At 63.6% G+C, this 15,723-nt stretch carries 12 protein-coding genes; 7 read left to right on the top strand and 5 right to left on the bottom strand.

Annotated features, from left to right (window positions below; genetic code table 11):
- Positions 1-7: 7 nt before the first annotated feature.
- Together IVB46_RS42890 and IVB46_RS42895 are read right to left on the bottom strand one after the other, a co-directional pair.
- Positions 8-1,621: an acyl-CoA synthetase gene (locus tag IVB46_RS42890; RefSeq protein WP_247316131.1), complete on the bottom strand. Its 1,614-nt coding sequence runs from the start codon at positions 1,619-1,621 to the stop codon at positions 8-10.
- A 68-nt stretch (positions 1,622-1,689) separates the two neighbouring features.
- Entirely contained in the window at positions 1,690-2,457 is a 768-nt protein-coding gene (locus IVB46_RS42895) for an FCD domain-containing protein (protein WP_247316132.1), read from the bottom strand.
- A gap of 165 nt (positions 2,458-2,622) precedes the next feature.
- Here IVB46_RS42895 and IVB46_RS42900 point away from each other — a divergent pair, with 165 nt between their 5' ends.
- A complete protein-coding gene (locus IVB46_RS42900) occupies positions 2,623-3,828 on the top strand; it encodes an ABC transporter substrate-binding protein (RefSeq protein ID WP_085403529.1) in 1,206 nt (401 codons plus the stop codon).
- A gap of 45 nt (positions 3,829-3,873) precedes the next feature.
- On the opposite strand, the gene IVB46_RS42905 is transcribed toward IVB46_RS42900, so the two are convergent.
- Positions 3,874-4,818, bottom strand: a complete 945-nt coding sequence (locus tag IVB46_RS42905) for a helix-turn-helix domain-containing protein (protein ID WP_028157324.1) — start codon at positions 4,816-4,818, stop codon at positions 3,874-3,876.
- A gap of 261 nt (positions 4,819-5,079) precedes the next feature.
- Here IVB46_RS42905 and IVB46_RS42910 point away from each other — a divergent pair, with 261 nt between their 5' ends.
- From IVB46_RS42910 to IVB46_RS42935, 6 genes are all read left to right on the top strand, one after another.
- Positions 5,080-6,981, top strand: a complete 1,902-nt coding sequence (locus IVB46_RS42910) for an AMP-binding protein (RefSeq protein ID WP_247316133.1) — start codon at positions 5,080-5,082, stop codon at positions 6,979-6,981.
- A gap of 40 nt (positions 6,982-7,021) precedes the next feature.
- Positions 7,022-7,993: an ABC transporter permease gene (locus tag IVB46_RS42915; RefSeq protein WP_014498319.1), complete on the top strand. Its 972-nt coding sequence runs from the start codon at positions 7,022-7,024 to the stop codon at positions 7,991-7,993.
- Between the two features lie 41 nt (positions 7,994-8,034).
- Positions 8,035-9,051: a sugar ABC transporter substrate-binding protein gene (locus IVB46_RS42920; protein WP_247316136.1), complete on the top strand. Its 1,017-nt coding sequence runs from the start codon at positions 8,035-8,037 to the stop codon at positions 9,049-9,051.
- A gap of 83 nt (positions 9,052-9,134) precedes the next feature.
- Complete coding sequence (locus tag IVB46_RS42925) at positions 9,135-11,252, top strand: SMP-30/gluconolactonase/LRE family protein (RefSeq protein ID WP_247345999.1); 2,118 nt, start codon at positions 9,135-9,137, stop codon at positions 11,250-11,252.
- Positions 11,249-12,346: a strictosidine synthase family protein gene (locus IVB46_RS42930; RefSeq protein WP_247316488.1), complete on the top strand. Its 1,098-nt coding sequence runs from the start codon at positions 11,249-11,251 to the stop codon at positions 12,344-12,346. Before IVB46_RS42925 ends, IVB46_RS42930 begins: the two co-directional genes overlap by 4 nt.
- Entirely contained in the window at positions 12,343-13,839 is a 1,497-nt protein-coding gene (locus IVB46_RS42935) for a sugar ABC transporter ATP-binding protein (RefSeq protein WP_247316138.1), read from the top strand. Before IVB46_RS42930 ends, IVB46_RS42935 begins: the two co-directional genes overlap by 4 nt.
- 10 nt (positions 13,840-13,849) lie before the next feature.
- Here the strand turns inward: IVB46_RS42935 and IVB46_RS42940 are convergent, their stop codons facing one another.
- Together IVB46_RS42940 and IVB46_RS42945 are read right to left on the bottom strand one after the other, a co-directional pair.
- The gene (locus tag IVB46_RS42940; RefSeq protein ID WP_247316139.1) at positions 13,850-14,338 is read right to left on the bottom strand and encodes a DUF2059 domain-containing protein; all 489 of its coding nucleotides are present in this window, start codon (positions 14,336-14,338) and stop codon (positions 13,850-13,852) included.
- Positions 14,339-14,379: 41 nt separating this feature from the next.
- Complete coding sequence (locus IVB46_RS42945; RefSeq protein WP_247316140.1) at positions 14,380-15,600, bottom strand: OpgC domain-containing protein; 1,221 nt, start codon at positions 15,598-15,600, stop codon at positions 14,380-14,382.
- Positions 15,601-15,723 lie beyond the last annotated feature (123 nt).

Consider the following 15,723-nt stretch of genomic DNA (forward strand, 5'->3'; position numbering starts at 1 on the left):
TCCGTGCCTACGTTCCAAAATTCTTCTGGATCGCCTTGTCGAGCGTCTCGCCGCCGACGAAGCGCTGGCGCAATTCGCGCTTGAGCAGCTTGCCGCTCGGGTTCTTCGGCAGGCTGTCGACGAAGATGACGCGCTTGGGCACCTTGAAATGCGCCATCTGGCCGGCGCAGTGCTTGATGACGGCATCCTCGTCGAGCGTCTCGCCGGTCTTGACCACGACGATCGCGGTCACCGCCTCGATCCAGCGCGGATCGGGCAGGCCGACGACGGCAACTTCCGACACCGCGGGGATGCGGTAGACCATTTCCTCGACCTCGCGACTGGCGACATTCTCGCCGCCGGTCTTGATCATGTCCTTGACTCGGTCGACCACGGTGATGTGGCCCTCGGCATCGACGGTGGCGAGATCGCCGGAGTGAAACCAGCCGCCGGAGAACGCCGCCGCGGTCTTCACGGGGTCATTGTAATAGCCGGAGAGCAGATGCGGCGAGCGGTGCACGATCTCCCCGACCTCGCCGACTTTCACATCTTCCATCGCGGTGTTGACCACGCGCGTCTCGACATTGAGCACGGGCTTGCCGGCCGAGCCGGCCTTGCGCAGCTGGTCCTCGGGCAGCAGCACGGTCGCGAGTGGCGCGATCTCGGTCTGGCCGTAGAAATTCCAGAATTTTACGGCGGGCAGGCGACGCTGGAGTTCGAGCAAGACTTCCACCGGCATGATCGAAGCGCCGTAATAGCCCTTCTGCAAGGTCGACAGATCGGTCTTGTCGAAATTCGGCGAGCGCAGCATCGCGATCCAGATCGTCGGCGGCGCGAAGAACGAGGTGATCTTGTGGGCCTGGATCAGCGCCAGGATGTTGTCGGCGGTCGGTTTGCCCGTGATCACGCCGGAGGCGCCGAGATAGATCTGCGGCCCCAGGAAGACGTCGAGCTGGGCGCAATGATAGAGCGGCAGCGCGTGCAGGAACTTGTCGTCCGCGCTCATGCCGCCGTCGATGATGCAGCTCACGTACTGCCACATCACGGCTTCATGGGTCAGCATCGCGCCCTTGGGCAGCGATTCGGTGCCGCTGGTGTAGACGATCTGGGCGAGATCGCGGCTGTCGACCGAGGCCTCCAGGAACGACCCGTCGGGGCTGAGGAGATCGTCGAAAGTGGTGAGGCCCGCGGGCGCGGATGCCGGATCCTCGCCCGGCAGCCAGATCATCTTCTCGACCGCGCAATCCCTGGCGCTTGCGGCCTTTGCCGGCTCGACGAAATCGGGACCGGTCGCAAGCAGCTTCGCGCCGGAGCTTTTCAGGATGAAATTGATCTCATCCGGGTTGAGCATGAAATTGATCGGCACCAGCACCGCACCGATCCGCGCCAGCGCGAAGCGCAACGCCGCAAACGCATGCGAATTGCGCGAGAGCACGGCAACGCGATCGCCCTTGCTGACGCCGAGACCGAGCAGGCCGCGTCCGAGCCGGTTGCAGATCGCGTCCATCTCGGCAAACGTCCAGCTCACATCGCCGCAGCTCACTGCGAGCTTGTTCGGCTCGCGGCCTGCCGAGCGGCGCAAGAGATCGCCGATGGAATGCTCGCGCGCTTTCGAGATGGTGGCTGCGGTGTCGCCGGTCATGTGTTCCTCCGTGTGACGTCTTTGTTTGTTGGATTTCTTGGCTGAAATCTTGCGTCTTCATCAGGCGCCTATCTGCGCCGGGCCGCCTGGGCGTGCTCCATGTACATGTGCTCGACCGACCGATCGAGCGAGGCGATTTTCTCGAAACCGCGCCGCCAGTCCTGCAAGTGCCGGCGCGTCCAGAGCACGCCCGCCTCGCGGTCGCGGCGGCGGATCGCCTCGATCAGATGGCGGTGCGCGGCGACGAGGCGTGGGCCGCCTTCGGCAACGCCGGTCACGATCATCTCTGTGGTCGGATAGAACAGCTGCGCCGCCGGCTCGCGTGCGAGCTGGAGCACGCGGTTCTGCGAGGCCTTGGCGACCAGCACGTGGAATTCGGCATCGCATTCGGCAAGCGTGGCGGGATCGCCGACCACGGCCTCGCTGCGCACGAGATTGTCGGTGAGCTCGGCGAGGTTATCTTCGGTCGCGCGCTCCACCGCGCCTTCGATGCTCGCCACCTCCAGCGTCATCGAGGCCTCGTAGAGCTCGCGGAACGTCACCTCGTGCAGCACCAGTGCGCGGCTGAGGCGGCTTGCGAGCTTGGTGTAGCGCGGCAGGCAGGCGTGCAGACGGCGCGAGGAATCGCGGCTGATCAAGCCGCCCTCCTCCAGCACGCGGATGCCTTCGCGAATGGTCGAGCGGTTGACACCGAACTGGCGCACCAGATCATGCTCGGTGCCGATGGGATCGCCGGGCTTGATGCGCCCATTGACGATCTCGCGCTCGATGGCGTCGGCGACTTTCTGATAGGCCGGCGCGACATCGATCGGACGGAAGAGCGGCGAAATCGGCACGGTAGCCCCCAATGGCGATTGTCCGACAAACTATAGGATCGCCCCGAAGACGCGTCAAACTGCGCCATTCATGCCGCAGATGCAGCAAATTGACTCCTGGGGAACCTCCCTCTAACTTTGTCGGACAAAGGGGCAGAATAGTCCCGTACAAGAGGAAACGTATCCATGAGACCTATCGCAGCACTCGTGTCTGCGGCCGGCTTGCTGTCGGCTGCCCTGATCGTCCCCGCCTCCGCCCAGCAGACCCCGCTCAAGATCGGCGTGCTCTCCGACTTCTCCTCGGTCTATTCCGACATCGGCGGCCAGGGGAATGTCGAAGCCACCAAGATGGCGATCGAGGATTTTGGCGGCCAGATGTTCGGCAAGCCGATCGAGATGGTCGCAGCCGACGTGCTCAACAAGCCCGACGTCGCCTCCACCATCGCCCGCAAATGGTGGGAGACCGAGGGCGTCGACATGATCATCGACCTGCCCACTTCCGCCACCGCGCTCGCGGTGATGGAGCTGTCGAAGCAGTACGAGAAGGTGATGATCGTGACCGATGCGGCAAGCTCCGACATCACCGGCAAATCTTGCTCGCCCTACACCGCGCACTGGACCTATGACACCTATTCCAACGCCCACACCGTCGGCAGCGCCATCGTCAAGAACGGCGGCGACAGCTGGTTCTTCCTCACCGCGGACTACGTGTTCGGTCATTCGATCGAGCGCGACACCGGCGACGTGGTAAAGGCAGCCGGCGGCAAGGTGCTCGGCAGCGTCAAGCATCCGCTCAACACGGCCGATTTCTCGTCATTCCTGCTGCAGGCCCAGGCCTCCAAGGCCAAGATCATCGGTCTCGCCAACGGCGGCGGCGACACCATCAACGCGATCAAGCAGGCCGGCGAGTTCGGTATCGTCGCCGGCGGCCAGAACCTGGCTGCGATCGTGATGTTCATCTCCGACGTGCACAGCCTGGGGCTCAAGCTCGCGCAGGGCCTGATCATCACCGAAGCCTATTACTGGGACCTCAATGACAAGACCCGCGCCTTCGGCAAGCGTTTCCAGGAGCGCATCAAGCGCATGCCGACGATGAACCAGGCCGCGACCTACAGCGCCACGCTGCACTACCTCAAGGCCGTGCAGGCCGCCGGCACCAAGGACACCAAGACCGTGATGGCCAAGATGCGCGAGCTGCCGGTGAAGGATGCCTTCACCGACAACGGCATCCTGCGCGAGGACGGCCGCATGGTGCACAGCATGTTCCTGTTCCAGGTGAAGAAGCCCGAGGAATCCAAGGGCCCGTGGGACTATTACAAGCTGCTCGCCGAAGTGCCGGCCGACCAGGCCTTCCGGCCGCTGAAGGACGGCGGCTGTCCGCTGGTGAAGTAACGCTGACGATGACGGACCTGCATCGCCGCGCGCGGTGCAGGTTCTCTAGCGCCGTCGCAGGTCGGACGGGCTGTGGCCGAACTTCCTGCGGAACACCGTGCTGAAATAGGACGAACTGCTGAAGCCCAGCTGATAGGCGACTTCGGTGATCGACAGCGAGCGCAGCTCGGGACGGGTCAGCACATCGTAGCAACGCTGCAGCCGGCGATCCAAGATCCATTCGGACACCGAGACATCGGTCAGCCGGAAGAGATAATGCAGATGCCTGAGCGAGACGCCATTGCTCTTCGCAATCTTCTCCAGCGACAGATCCGCATCGGTGAGGTGCGCCTCGATCCAGGCCTTGACCGAGCGCAGGCGGGCCTGCTGCGCGCTCGCATCCTCGGAGAATTCGTCCCGCTCGCCCATGTCGAGCGCGAGCGCCAGCACGTCCATCAGCTCGCCGCCCAATCGCGTGCGCGCGGTCTCGTCGAGCGGCGCGCCCTCCGCGGCGAGCGTCGCACAGAACTCGGCGGCGATCCGGCCAAGTCCGCGGCTCGTCGCCATCGTCGTGACGACCGGCAGCCGCCCCTCGCTGAAGCGCGCCGAGAATTCCGCGCGCGGAATCTCGAGATAGAGCGATCGCACCTTGCCGACGCATTCGAGATCATAGGCCTCGGAGGCCGAGAAGATCGCGCTCACGCCGGGATTCGACAGCAGGGTCTGGCCGGCCTGGAGCACGTTGACCCGGCCCTGCTGAACGAATTCGACGTAGTAGCAATCCTTGTCGAGCTTCGCGATGTGCCGCTCGCGGCGCGAGATGCGCTGCTCCGACAGCAGGACGTCGGTCATCGTCACCGCGCCGAACCGTGCCTCGCGAATGAAGCCGTGATAGTCGGACCGCTCCTCGGCGTTCACGTCGACATGGACGTAGACGTCGCAGATCGCGCCTTGCCACGCGGCGTAGCGTTTGGACGGCTCCAGATCGTCTGTCGAAAACACCAGGTTCATCGTCCGCCCATCCGTTGCGCCGCCATGATGAACGTCGTTTGTGCATCGCACAAGCTGGCCACGCATCGAGATTCTAGAGGGCCGCCGCCTACACGCAAGACCGTTTGCGCGGAGAAGCAAAAGCTTTGCGCTCCGGAGCAAGCCGCGCTCCGGCATGTGGCCTATGAAGAACAAAAAGCAGTCCACAAAATAGGCGGGAAACGTTCGCTTGCGTCAGGTCCAGTCAACTGCTGCACAGCTTGCCGTGCCGCCCGAATGGCGATGCCCGTGAGCAGGGCCTTGTCATCGCAAATCACAACGCGGTTCACGCAGCCGGTCAAAACCATCGCCGATATCGAGGCGTTGGAGCAGCGGCCTTACGATTCGCTGGTCCCTTCCCGCAATCTGCTCGATCTCTTCCAAGCCACGGCGCACCTGCATCCCGATCGGCCTGCACTGACGGTGCTGACCAAAGGCTCGCGCGAGCCGGGCGACGCGACGCTGACGCACCGGCAATTGCTTGCGGAGATCATCCGCGCGGCCAATCTGTTCCGGTCGCACGGGATCGGCGAGAACGGCGGGACCGCCGCGTTCCTCTGTCCGATCCTGCCGCCACTATTCCCCGCATTGCTCGGCGCCCAGGTCGCGGGCGTCGCCAGCTCGATCAACTATCTCCTGAACGAAGACGCAATCGCCGACCTGCTCGAGGCGCAGAACGCGATGGTGCTGGTGATCCCGGCCGAAGCGGCCGATCGCGCGATCTGGGCCAAGGCGGCCAACGTCGCGAAACGCGTCACGTCGCTGAAGGCCATTTTTGTGATGGGCGCGACCGGTCCGCTGCCTGGAGGATTTCTAAACTTCAATGAGACGGCCGCGAGCGCGCGCGGCACACTGGACTTCGCACCTTCGACCGATCGCAATGCGATCTGCGCCCTCTTCCACACCGGCGGGACCACCGGACGACCTAAGCTGGTTCGGCTGACACATGGCAACCAGATCCATGCGGCCTGGAGCTTTGCTCAGGTCCACGGACTGGATGAGCTGGATGCCGCCGTGAACGGTTTTCCGCTGTTTCACGTCGGCGGCACCATAACGCTCGGCCTGTCGATTCTCGCTGCCGGCGGTCACGTGATCATTCCCTCGCCGTACAGCCTCAGAAGTCCCGAAGCGATTCGCGACTATTGGCACACGGTGGAGCGGTTTCGCGCGACCATCGTGAGCGGAGTGCCGACTTCGATTGCCGCTCTTGCCGAGGTGCCCATCGGGTCCTCCGATGTCAGCACCGTTCGCATGGCGCTCACCGGCGGGGCCGTGGCTCCCAAGGCTGTCAGCGACAGGTTTCAGGCGCGGACCGGGATTACCTTGTTCGAGACCTACGGGATGACAGAAACCGCGGCCGCGATCGCTTTCAATCCCGGCCGTGGCACTCCCGTGCAAGGCAGCGTCGGCTTCAGGGCGCCGTTCGCAAAGACCAAAATCGTCGCGCTGGCCGATGCCGATTTGCGAGAGGAGTGCCCGCCGCTCTCCAGTGGCCTCGTCCTCGTCAGCGGACCGCAAGTGTTTCCCGGATACGTCGATCCCCAGCACAATAAGGGCGTGCTCACCGACGACCACTGGATCGTCACCGGCGACGTGGGCTATCTCACCCCGGATCAACGCCTCGTGCTGACGGGGCGCGAGAAGGACCTCATCGTACGAAGCGGTCACAACATCGACCCTGCCGCAATCGAGGACGTCGCGAACGCCTTCCCCGGTGTCCAGATGAGCTCGGCCGTCGGCATGCCCGACGCCTACGCGGGAGAGGTTCCAGTTCTCTTCGTGGTGCCCTCCCCCGGACAGACAATCGATCTGGCGCAATTGCGCGAGCATCTCGAACACAACGTCAATGAGCCGCCTGCGAGGCCAAAGCGCGTCGTCCTGCTCGAAGCTCTTCCGGTTACCGCCGTCGGGAAGATCTTCAAGCCCACGCTTCGCGATCTCGCCGTCCGGGAAAAGGTCAGGACCGAGATCGATCGCATCTTCGGCCCCGACACCGCGGCAGATATCCTCGTCGAGAAAGACGAGAAGCTCAACACAGTCGTCAGCATCTCGGTTCATTCCGGTGATCTGGATCGAACAAAGATGCTCGTCGAAAGCCTTGCAACGCTTCCACAAACCTATCGCATCGAGAACCGATCGTCCTGACGGTCGCGCAACAGCCGGGTCGAAGAAAGGCAAGACGGGGATGAAGCGCTTTCGTTTCAATCAGCAAGAGATCGTCTTCGCAGTCTTCGCGCTGCTGTTCCTTGTGTTTTCGATCTTCCTGCGCGGCTTTCTGACGCCGGACAACATGCTGACGCTGCTCCAGAACGTGGCAGTGCTCGGCATCCTCGGCCTTGCCATGGCAATCGTCGTGATCGGACGCGGCATCGACATCTCGCTGATCGCAGCCCTTGCGGTGCCGCCGGGACTGGTGCTCCAGATGGTCCAGAACGGTCATTCGCTACCGGCCTCGCTGCTGACCGCCGTCCTGCTCACGATTGCCTTTGGCCTCGTCAACGGCTGGCTGATCGCCTATGCCGAAGTCCCTTCGCTGTTTGCAACGCTGGCAACGGGCCTGTTGCTGGCCGGGCTCGGGCAGACCGCGCTGTTCCAGCTCGACGTCGTGCAATGGAGCCCGGGCATGGACGGCTTCGAGCGGCTCGGACAGGGCACTATTCTCGGCATTCCGACGTCGATCTGGATGTTCGCAATCGCCTGCATCGTGGTCGCGTTCCTGCTGCGCCAGACGCGCTGGGGCGCCTATATCTATGCGATCGGCGACAACCCCTACGCCGCGCGTGTCACCGGCATTCCCTCACGCCCGATCATCGTCCTGCAATATGTGATCACGGCCCTGATCGGCTGCTTTGCCGGCCTCGTGATGGCGGCATCCGTCAACTCGATGCCGACCCGCATCTTCAACTCGACGCTCATCTATGACGTCATCCTGGTCGTCGTGCTTGGCGGCATCGGGCTATCAGGCGGCCGTGGCGGTGTGCTCAACGTCGTCATCGGCACGCTCGTTATCGGAACGATGCTCAACGGCATGACCATCATGGACATCTCCTACGCCGGGCAGAATCTCATCAAGGGCGTGGTGCTGCTGCTCGCCGTCATCACGGATTCCTTCCTGAATCCGCGCAACGAGGAAACGGCACAACAGGGCGACATCTAAGCGATCCAACAATAACGACAACCACAACCAAGGAGGAAGCAATGAAGCATTTCGGCACCCCGACAAGGGCAATTGTTGCCGCACTGGGTCTTGCGGCAATGACCGCGCCGGCCCTCGCCCAGCAGGGTCTGGACGAGCCGTTCCAGAAGCCTTTCAAGGAAGCACTGGCCGGCAAGACCGTGGCCTATGTGCCGGTCGCCATGAATTTCGACCTCACCGAGGGCTGGTATGCCGGACTAAAGAAGGAGCTCGAGCCGTTCGGCGTCAAGTTCGTGATCCGCGACGCCAACTGGAACACCAATGCCGGCGCGCAGGCCGTCACCTCGCTGATCTCGGAGAAGCCGGCGGTGATGGTGGTTCATAATCCTGATGTGCAGACCTACGCCAAGCTGCTGCAGCGCGCCGAGAACGAAGGCATCTACGTCATCCAGATCAACATGGGCTCCGCCTATCGAAGCTCAGCCTTCGTCGGCGCCAATTGGGTCGAGATCGGCGAACGCCAGACCGAAGGCGTGGTCAAGGCCTGCGAGGGCAAGTCCAACAAGATCGCGATCATCCAGGGTGCGCTGTCAGCCGCCGCGAGCGCCTATACGCTGAAGGGCGTCGAGAACGTGCTCGCCAAGCATCCTGAAATCAAGGTGGTGTCGAGCCAGGCCGCCGATTGGGATGCTGCCAAGGCCAAGGCGATCACCCAGACGGTGCTGAAGCAGAATCCCGATCTCTGCGGCATCGTCGGCTTCTGGGACGGCATGGACATCGGCACGGCAGCGGCCGTCAAGGAGGCCGGCCTCACCGGCAAGGTGTTCGTGGCAACTTCCGGCGGCGGCGAGCGCAAGGGCGCCTGCGAACTGGTGAAGTCGGGCGCGTTCGATCTCAACATGAGCTACGACGTGCCGACCCAGGCCGCGCAGATGGCCGGCACCATCAAGTGGCTGCTGTCGTCGGGTGTCAAGCCCGGCTCCGTCAAGGGATCGGAATACACCACGCTGATTCCGATCACCAAGGAGAACGCCGATAGCCAGATGGCCTGCTGGAATCTCAGCGACCTCAAGAAATAACTGTCGCGACGCAAGACCCTGGCGTCCCGGACGATCTCACGTCCGGGACGTGGTCTCGAAACTTGCAAGGTCCCGGAATTCCGATGCGCGACACTCTGACAAGCCTGCGTTACCGCTACTGGCCCGATCATCTCCTCGGTGAAATCCTGTCCAAGCGATGGACCGAGACAGCTATCCCGGTCATCCTCCTCCTGATCGTCGGCCTCGCGCTCAGCCGGTCCATCGACAATTTTCTGTCGCCAGCGAGCCTTGCCGACACCGCGCGCCAGGCTGGAGAGATCGGCTTCATCGCGCTCGGGCTGGCGCTGGTCGTCATCGTCGGCGGCATCGACCTCTCCGTCGGTTCGATCTTCGCACTGACCGATTTCTGCGCCCTCTATCTTCTCGACGTGCTGGGCTGGCCGGTCCCGGCGGTGGTGGCGGCCACCCTGCTTTGCGGTGCACTGCTCGGCGCCGTCAACGGCATCCTGATCGGATATTTGCGACTGCGGGCCTTCATCACCACGCTGATCACCCTGATCATCTACCGCTCGGCCTACGATCTCCTGATCCAGCGCTACTCCAACGCGATCGCGTCGGCCTTCCCCGACATCCCGTCCTGGGATTTCATCGGCAGCGGCAGCATCTTCGGCATCCCGACCGTGGCGCTCGTCTATATCGTCATCGCCATCTTCGGCCATATCTTCATGACCCGGCTGCGCCCGGGCTGGCACATCACCGCGATCGGCGGCTCGCGTCGTTCAGCTTACAATTCCGGCATTCCCGTCCGCCGCACCATCGCGCTCTGCTACGTCGCAAGCGGTGTGCTGACCAGTATCGGCGCGCTGTTCTTCGCGTCCCGGCTCGGCACCGTCGGTGGCGACATCGGCGTTGGCCTGGAGGTGATCGTGCTGACGGCGACAGTGCTCGGCGGCATCACGCTCGGCGGCGGCAAGGGCTCGGTCGCCAAATCGGCGGTCGGGGTGCTGATCGTGCTCCTGATCACCAATGGCCTGACCACCATGAACGCGCGCGGTGGCGTCAACCGGATGGCGCTTGCCGGCATCCTGCTGGTCGCCGCGATGGTCGATATCCGCTGGCAGAAGAACCGAACCCGCATCATCAGCAAGGTCTACGTGGCCCCCACCTATCACGCGCTGCCGCCACCGCCGCCGACCGAGATCGGGCAAGGCGGCCCGTTCGAGCAGAACGACAAGCTGCGCAACGTCGAGTCGATTGGCCTCGGCCGCATCGAGGCACCGGAGGACGTCATCCTCGATCGCCACGACAATCTCTATGCAGGTTCGCGCCACGGCGACATCATGCGCTTCCTCGCGCCCGACTATCAGAAGATGGAGGTGTTCGCCCATATCGGCGGCCAACCACTCGGCATGGCCTTCGACCGCGAGGACAATCTCTACGTCTGCATCGGCGGCATGGGGCTCTACCGGATCAAGCCTGACGGCACGGTGGAAAAGGCGACCGACGAGACCAATCGCAGCATGCGCTCGGTCAACGATGACAGCCGCCTGCGGCTCGCCGACGATCTCGACATCACCGACGACGGGCTGATCTTCTTCTCCGAGGCAACCGTGCGTTACGAGATGGACGAGTGGCCGATCGACGGCCTCGAGGCGCGCGGCAATGGCCGCATCATCTCCTACGACACCAAGACCGGCGTGACACGCACCGAACTGCGCGGGCTCAAATTCCCCAACGGCATCTGCGTCGCCAGCGACGGCCAATCGATTCTATTCGCCGAAACCTTCGGCTGCTCGATCAAGCGCTACTACTTCGCAGGCCCTAAGAAGGGAAAGGTCGAGGTGGTCATGGACAATCTGCCGGGCTACCCCGATAACATCAACCTCGCCTCCGACGGCAATTACTGGCTGGCGCTGGTCGGCATGCGCAGCCCCGCGCTCGACCTCGCCTGGAAGATGCCCGGCTTCCGCCGCCGCATGGGCAAGCGCGTGCCTGTCGACGAATGGCTGTTCCCCAACATCAACACCGGCTGCGTGGTCAAGTTCAACGAGCAGGGCAAGATCGTCGAATCCTTCTGGGACCTGCGCGGCGAAAACCATCCGATGATCACCTCGATGCGCGAGCATCGCGGCTATCTCTATCTCGGCGGCATCCTCAACAACCGGATCGGCCGCTACAAGCTCGACAATGCCGATCCGAACTTCGTCCAGTACGACAAGCGATGGGGGAAGCAATCGTGATCGCCGCCGTCAGGGAGTTCGCCAACCGCTTTCTCGGGCGCGGCGACGCCACCATCACCGTACCGTCCTTTGACGGCGCATTGAAGCCCAACCAGAAGCTGGAATCGGCGGAGACCTTGCTGACATGCGTGGCGCCGCAGGATCTCGCCACCGATGGCCGCAACCTCTTCATCGCCGACGGCCAGCGGCTGATGTCTCTGAATGACGGCACGGCATCGGAGGTCCGCAACTTCGAGCGGCCGATCTCGGCACTGTGTGCCCTCCCCGGCGGCGGTCTTGCGGTCGCGCTCGGGGGGCGCGAGGTGTGTCTCTACGCAAATCCCTCGGCCGAGCAGCCAAGCGTGACGTTTGCGGATGGCGCGTTCAACGCCGTCAACGCGCTCGCGTTAGCGGACGACGGCACGCTGATCGCGACGGACGGCTCGGCGACATGCGGCGTCGATGACTGGGCACGCGATTTGATGGAGCTCAATCGGAGCGGCCGGGTGTTCAAGCTGGATCCCGGCGGCAGGAGCGTGACGCCCCTCGCGCAAGGGCTGGGCCACGCCTTCGGCGCCTGCGCGCATGGCAATGGCGTGCTGGTCAGCGAGAGCTGGCGCCACCGGCTCGTCCTTGTTGCGCCGGGCGCACCGCCGCGGACCGTGCTCGCTCACTTGCCCGTCTACCCCTCGCGGCTGTCGAAGGCCGCGGGCGGCGGCTACTGGCTCACCGCCTTCACGGCGCGCACCCAGCTCATCGAGTTCGTGCTGCGCGAGCCAGCCTACCGCAAGCGAATGATGGCCGAGATCGATCCGGCTTACTGGGTTGCGCCGCGCCTGCGCTCGGGCTTCTCGTTCAAGGAGCCGATGCAGGGTGCACACATCAAGACCATGGGCGTGATCAAGCCGTGGGCGCCGCCGCGCTCCTATGGCCTCGTCATCCGGCTCGATGCAGATGGCCAGCCGCTCTATTCGCTGCACAGCCGCGTCGACGGGATCAATCACGGCGTCGTCGCGGCGATCGAGATGGGCGGCGATCTCGTCCTGATCGCCAAGGGACCGGGCCGCGTGCTGCGACTGCCGCTGTCCGGTCTTGCCGAGGAGTTCCGCTCATGAGCGACATCGCACTCTCGCTGCGCAAGGCCACAAAACTTTACGCCGGCGTGCCCGCCATCGACGGGGTCGACTTCGACCTCCGCCGCGGCGAGATCCACGCGCTGGTCGGCGAGAACGGCGCCGGCAAATCGACACTGACCAAGGTGATGGCCGGCGTGGTGACACTGACGTCAGGGACCATGACGATCGACGGCGCCGACGTCGCACCACGGACACCGCTGGAGGCGCGCAATCTCGGCATCGCCATGGTGTTCCAGGAAAACAGCCTGGTGCCGACCATGACTGTCGCGCAGAATCTGTTTCTCGGGCAGGAGAAATTCTATAACCGCCTGCGCGGCATCTACATCGCCGCGCAGCAGTTCCTGCAATCGCTCAATTTCGACGTCACGCCGACCGCCACCGTCGGCGGCCTCGGCGCCGCCAAGAAGCAGATGGTGGAGATCGCGCGCGCGGTTTTGCACCGCGCCAAGGTCATCATCTTCGACGAACCGACGGCGTCGCTTACGCCTGAGGAAAAGAAATACTTCTTCGACCTCGTTCGCGATCTCAAGAAGCGCGGCGTCTCGATCGTCTTCATCTCGCACGCCCTGGAAGAAGCTTTGCTGCTCGCCGACCGCATCACGGTTCTGCGCGACGGCAAGCACGTCGTCACCGACGATGCCGCCAACTTCGACCGCGCGGCGATCGTGCAGGCCATGGTCGGGCGCGACCTCTCCAACACGCTCTACGGTGCGCGAAAGAGCAGCGTGCGGCCGCCCGGCGCGCGCGTGCTCACCGTGCAGAATCTGAAGATGGCGCCGATGGTGAAGAATAATTCCCTGTCGGTATTCGCGGGGCAGATCACCGGCGTATTCGGCCTGGTCGGCGCGGGCCGGACCGAAACGTTCAAGATCGTCTCCGGCGTGCTGAAGCGCGACTTCTTCCATGGCGGCGAGATCCTGCTGCACGACAAGCCGGTGCGCTACCGGGTGCCGGCGCCGGCGGTGCAGGCCGGCATCGCCTATGTGACTGAAGACCGCAAGGTCGAAGGCTTCTTCGAGACGTCCTCGATCGCACGCAACATCTATCTCGGCCTTCTGTCGAAATTTCCCAAGGGCCGCATGATGCTGTCGCGGCGAGAGAACGAGGCGATCGGCAGGACCTGGATCGAACGGCTCAAGGTTCGCGCGATCGGCAACGACGGCAAGGTGGTCGAGCTTTCCGGCGGCAATCAGCAGAAGGTCGTGATCGCCAAATCGCTGGTTCAGGAGCCCGACCTGATCATCTTCGACGAACCCACGCGCGGCGTCGACGTCGGCGCCATCGTCGAGATCCACGAGTTGATCAATCAGCTCGCCGACGAGGGCAAGGCGGTCGTGGTCATCTCATCCTACCTGCCCGAGATCATGGCGCTCTCCGACCGCATCCTGGTCTCTCGCCAGGGCAAGGTCGTGGAGGAATTCTCCGCATTGGAGGCGACCGAGGAGAGGATCATGTACGCCGCGATCCACTGAGCATGACGGTCTACGGCTTGTGCGCTTTCTGGCGCAGCGCCTCGATGAGGCGCAGCTTTAGTTCATCTGCGGCTTTCTGGCTGACGTCCTGGCCGATCTGCGCGCTCGCCTGCGCCAGCGCATCGGACTTTTCAATAAACTTCCGGCCAGCAGGTTGGGCATAGAACGCCTCGATCTGGTGCAGCTCGTCGACGGTGAAGTTTTGGGCATAGAGCGCGGCGATCTGGTCGATTATCGAGGCAAAGAACGGCGCGTAGATGTCGGAGCCCGGCGCCGTCATTGCGTCATAATCGCGCTCGATCTCAGGCCGGTCCTGTGCGACCACGGGTCTCAGCTTGAGCAGGAGCTGCGGGAGCGCCGCGCGATACTGATCAGCGATCTTCAGCGTAGCGACGAGTTTTCGCGCGGCATCCATCGCCTCGGGCGACGGCCCTTGCGCCGACGCGTTGCAGACGAGGAGCAGGAGGGCGCCGGCAATCGTCAACAAAAATCTCGACATGCATCTCTCCCGAAAAATCGTCCCGGCGACGCGATGTGCTCTCAGCGGCGAGCCGGAGCCGCGCCGATGATCGTTACCGGCGCGCCTTCGCCGGCGGCCTCCCGCTCGTCGTCGACATCCGTCACCTTGACGAAGAGGCTGGGCACCCGCTCGGCGCGGTCGAGCAGCCACGCCGCCCCGAACATGATGACGAAGCCGGCGAACGAGACGGCGAGTTGCTCCCAGACGCCCCTGGTGAATTGCATCAGGATCCAATGCGCCGAGAACGACAGGAACACGCTGAGGCAAAAGATCGGCAGCGAATGCTGGCCGCAGAGGATGACCGGGTGCACCCATTTCGAATGCAACGCCTTCCAGTGGCGCGGGATAAAATAGATCACCCAGACCGCCAGCGCCAGAAAGTGCGTGAAGCGCAGCATGTCGAGATCGGTCTTGTCGATCGGGTAGATCGCCTTGATCATCCATTTCGGGATCAGCGCCTCGAGCGCAGGGATGTGCCAGGTCATCACGATCAGCAGCGCGAAGGCGAGCCAGGCCGCGGCCAGCGTCATCGCCGCCTTCGACCACACCCATGTTGCGATCTTGTCGATCTGGCCGACGCCACACCAGGCGGCGAACACGAACATCAGCTGCCAGCAGAACGGATTGAAGTACCAGGTCGTGCCCGGCGGATAGGAGGCGATGTTCCAGTCGAACCGGCGCGCCAACACATACAACACCACGGAGGCAGCCAGCGTCAGGTTCGGCCGGCGCACCAGGCCCCACACGATGAAGGGCGCGGCGAGCACCAGCGTGATGTAGAGCGGCAGCACGTCGAGGTTGACCGGCTTGTAGCGCAGCGAGAGCGCCTGACCTATCAGGATGTCCGGATGGTCGAGAAAATTGTGAACGTTGAACTCGTCCGCATACATCGGGTTGTCGAACCTCCTGACCGTGCGCGCGATCTGCGCAGTGAACAGCAGGAACAGCATGATGTGGGCAACGTACATCTCGCCCGCGCGCCGCCACAGCCGCTTCAGCGCGGCGAGAAACCAGCCGCCGGCGACGATCGGCCCGTAGATCCAGCCGACCAGATAGCCGGAGATGAAGACGAAGAACTCGGCGGCGTCGCTGAAGCCGTAATTGCGCAAGGTCAGCCAGGCCACGACGTCGTGCGGGATGTGATCGAGGAAGATCATCCACAACCCGATGCCGCGGAAGAGATCGAGCCGCAAATCGCGCTCGACCGGCGCCAACAAAGCTGACTGGTCCCGTGTGATCATGGCCCCGCCTCGTCCGGATGGGCGTCGCGCCGTCGCGGCGCCGATAGATCGGATGCTAAAAAATGTAAATCAAAAGTCACCTGGCCCTGCGGCTAGTGCCGACGGTAGCCGACCTTGGCGTCC

Origin of the sequence: Bradyrhizobium sp. 61, assembly GCF_023073075.1 — a bacterium.
Lineage (GTDB): Bacteria > Pseudomonadota > Alphaproteobacteria > Rhizobiales > Xanthobacteraceae > Bradyrhizobium > Bradyrhizobium barranii.